The organism is Desulfocurvus sp. DL1XJH-121, assembly GCF_054819825.1.
The window spans coordinates 1-277 of record NZ_JBTVWW010000083.1 but is presented as its reverse complement, the minus strand read 5'-3'; the positions used below and the strand labels follow the sequence as shown (position 1 = coordinate 277).

The 277-nt window shown below is 63.9% G+C and carries 1 pseudogene; it reads left to right on the top strand.

Annotation, left to right across the window (positions count from 1 at the left end):
- Positions 1-277, top strand: a pseudogene (locus tag ACYYG1_RS17395) (NADH-quinone oxidoreductase subunit L); the annotation flags it as partial.

Genomic DNA, 277 nt, shown 5'->3' with positions numbered 1-277 from the left:
CTTCCTGGGCCGTCCCATCGGCCGCCGCGCCTCGCACGTCATCACCATCCTGGGCGTGCTCATCTCCGCCATCGGTTCGGTGGTGGTGCTGGGCGACGTGCTCAACGGCCTGCGCTTTGACGGCGCGGTCTACACCTGGAGCCTGATCGGCCAGACCAAGCTGGAAATCGGCTTCCTGATCGATCCGCTGTCGGCCATGATGATGGTCGTGGTGACCTCCGTGTCGCTGATGGTGCACATCTACACCATCGGCTACATGGCGGATGATCCCGGCTAC